Annotated in this window: 2 protein-coding genes; both read left to right on the forward strand. The window is 62.5% G+C overall.

Features of this window, described 5'->3' with window-relative positions:
• The first annotated feature begins 225 nt into the window (after positions 1–225).
• Entirely contained in the window at positions 226–1,782 is a 1,557-nt protein-coding gene (locus tag RO069_RS13650; protein ID WP_328188265.1) for a long-chain-fatty-acid--CoA ligase, read from the forward strand.
• A 109-nt stretch (positions 1,783–1,891) separates the two neighbouring features.
• Positions 1,892–2,983, forward strand: coding sequence for a C4-dicarboxylate TRAP transporter substrate-binding protein (locus RO069_RS13655; protein ID WP_328188267.1), 1,092 nt, complete (start codon positions 1,892–1,894; stop codon positions 2,981–2,983).
• The last annotated feature ends 113 nt before the right edge of the window (positions 2,984–3,096 follow it).

Raw genomic sequence — 3,096 nt, forward strand, 5'->3', positions numbered from 1 at the left:
AGCCTGCAACGACGAGTTCAGCCGGTAACTCCCGGACCGGGAGCCGCCTGTTCCATGGCGGCTCCCGCCCGCTCCGACAGCCCCTGTCCGACAGCCCCCACCGCAAATGAAAACAATTCGTCGTTTCCGACGATAGCTGACCCTGACTTCGTGACCTAGCTTGACCATGACTGGTTAATCAACAACCAGCATCCGGAACAACAACAAGTCACGGAGACCCGACGAATGTACCTGACCCAACCCCTCCACAAGGCGCTGACCGAAGCCCCGGACAAGACCGCCACGGTCTGCCAGGGCCGCCGGCACAGCTACCGGGAGTTTGTTTCCCGTATTGCACGACTGGCGGCGGGCCTGAAAAAGCTGGGCCTGAAGGAAGGCGACCGGGTGGCAATCCTGGGCCTGAACTCGGACCGCTACGCCGAGGCCATCTACGCCACCTTCTGGGCCGGCGGCGTGATCAACCCGGTGAACATCCGCTGGAGCCCGGCGGAAATCATCTACTCCCTGGACGACTGCGACAGCACCTTCCTGGTGGTGGATGACACCTTCAGCCCGATGATCGGACCCTTGTCGGAAGGCTCCAGGTCCCTGAGCACGGTCATCTACACCGGTGACCAGGAAACTCCCGCCGGTACCCACAACTCAGAAGCCCTGATCCGGGACAACGAAGAGGTCGACGACGCCCTGCGCAGCAATGACGACCTGGCGGCGGTGATGTACACCGGCGGCACCACCGGCAAGCCCAAGGGGGTGATGCTCAGCCAAATGAACCTGTTCAGCGATGCCCTGGGCTCCCAGGCGGTGGCCAACATGCCCCTGCGCTCGGTCACCCTGCATTCCGCGCCCACCTTCCATGTGGCCGGCACCGGGCTGATCCTGCAGGGAGTCATGCGCCACAGTACCAACGTGATCATCCCCATGTTCGAGCCCAAGGCGGTGCTGGAGGCCATCCAGAACGAGAAGGTCATCGAGACTTTCCTGGTGCCCACCATGCTGCGGATGGTGCTGGCTCATCCGGACTTCGCCAACTATGACCTCAGCAGCCTGCAGCACATGATGTACGGCGCCTCGCCCATGGACAGCACGCTGCTGAACCGCGCCCGTGAGGCGCTGCCCCAGGCCGGCTTCCTGCAGGCCTATGGCATGACCGAACTCTCCCCCACGGTGACCATCCTGACCAAGGACTGGCATACCGACGAAGGCTTTGAGAGCGGCAAGATGATGTCCGCCGGAAAGCCCCTGCCCATGGTGGAGATTCGCATCGTGGACGGGAACGACAACCCGGTGCCCAATGGCACCCGGGGCGAGATCGTGGCCCGCGGGCCGGTGGTCATGCAGGGCTACTGGAACAAGCCGGAACAGACCGCCCAGGCCCTGCGCAATGGCTGGATGCACACCGGCGATGCCGGCTATATGGACGAAGACGGCTTTGTCTACGTGGTGGACCGCATCAAGGACATGATCGTCACCGGTGGCGAGAACGTCTACTCCGCCGAGGTGGAGGAAGCCCTGCTGCAGATGCCCCAGGTGGCCCAGTGCGCGGTGATCGGCGTGCCGGACGACGACTGGGGCGAGCGGGTGCACGCCACGGTGGTGGTGAACGACGACGCCGAGCTGACCCTGGACGAGGTCATGGCCCACTGCCGGACCCTGATCGCCAACTACAAGATTCCCCGCAGCCTGGAAATCCGCGAGGAACTGCCGCTGTCACCGGCGGGTAAACTGCTCAAATACAAACTCAGGGAGGAACACTGGTCCGACCGGGACCGCAAGGTGAGCTGAATAACAACAAGACCACACCAAAAGCCATGACAACAACAATGACGGGAGTGTCCCATGACCCCCCCTGGCCGGCTTCATTGCCGGCGCCGCACTGACCTCCGCGATCGCGGTGGGCAATGCCGAGGCCCGGGAGCTGAGCTTCGCTTCCGGCGCCACCCCCAACTCCATCGGCTCCAAGAGCATTGAGGTGTTTGCCGACGCCCTGGAGGAACGCAGCGATGGCGACCTCAGCACCAAGGCCTATATGCAGTCGCTGCTGAGTTTCATGGAAACCCCGCCGGGCCTGCGGGATGGCATGGCGGATATCGGCTCGGTGCTGACGCCCTATTTCCAGACCGAGTTCCCCGCCACCATCATGCTCACCGAGATGACCATGCTGCTGGAGCTGGACGACACCACCGCCCGGGAAGCCACCTTTGCCTTTGGCGGCGCCATCTCCGAATACGTGTTCAACAACTGCCCGGAGTGTCTGGAAGAGTACAACAATGAAAACCAGGTATTCCTGGGGATATCCGGCAGCACCCCCTATACCCTGATCTGCAACACCCCCGTGGTGACCATGGATGACATCGAGGGCAAACGGATCCGCATTGGCGGCCCCCAGTGGGCCCGCTGGGTGGAGTCCATGGACGCCTCACCGGTATCCATGGCGGTGAACGAAGTCTACGAAGGCCTGGGCCAGGGCGTGCTGGACTGCACCGCCCACAACCTGCCGGACCTGACCAACTTCAACTTCATCGAAGTCACCACCGACGTCACCCTGGGCGTACCCGGCGGCATCTTCGGCGGCATTGCCACCCATATGAACAGGGATACCTGGAGCAGCCTGTCGGCGGAAAACCGTGAGGCCATGCTCTACGCCTCGGCGGCCATCGCGGCGGAGCTGGCCCGCCTCTATGTCAAGGAACATGAGGAGAACCGCCAGCTGATTGAAGACAAGGAGGACATCACCGTTCATGAGGCCGGCGACGAACTCAAGGCCGCTACCCGCGAATTCATCGAAGGGGACATCGAGACCATCGCGGAACGCTACCGGGAAAACCACGACCTGGAACGTTCCGAAGAGATGATCAGCGAGTTCCGTGAAAGCATGACACGCTGGGTGGCACTGGTGAAGGACGTGGAAACCGGCGAGGAACTGCGGCAGCTCTACTGGGATGAGGTGTTCTCGAAAGTGGACGTGAACGAGTACGGACTGTAACAACCCTGACGGGCCAGGCAGGACGCCCGGCCCGTCAGCGCCCTTACAGGTTGCGCAGTTCCTTCTTCAGGATCTTGCCCACCGGGTTACGGGGAATGGCGTCAATCAGCTTC

It is taken from the genome of Marinobacter sp. OP 3.4 (genome assembly GCF_036224885.1).
In the GTDB taxonomy this organism is placed as follows: domain Bacteria; phylum Pseudomonadota; class Gammaproteobacteria; order Pseudomonadales; family Oleiphilaceae; genus Marinobacter.

Coding starts and splice junctions, on each gene's coding strand:
- RO069_RS13650 (WP_328188265.1), top strand. CDS start 226: ATGTACCTGACCCAACCCCTCCACAAGGCGCTGACCGAAGCCCCGGAC.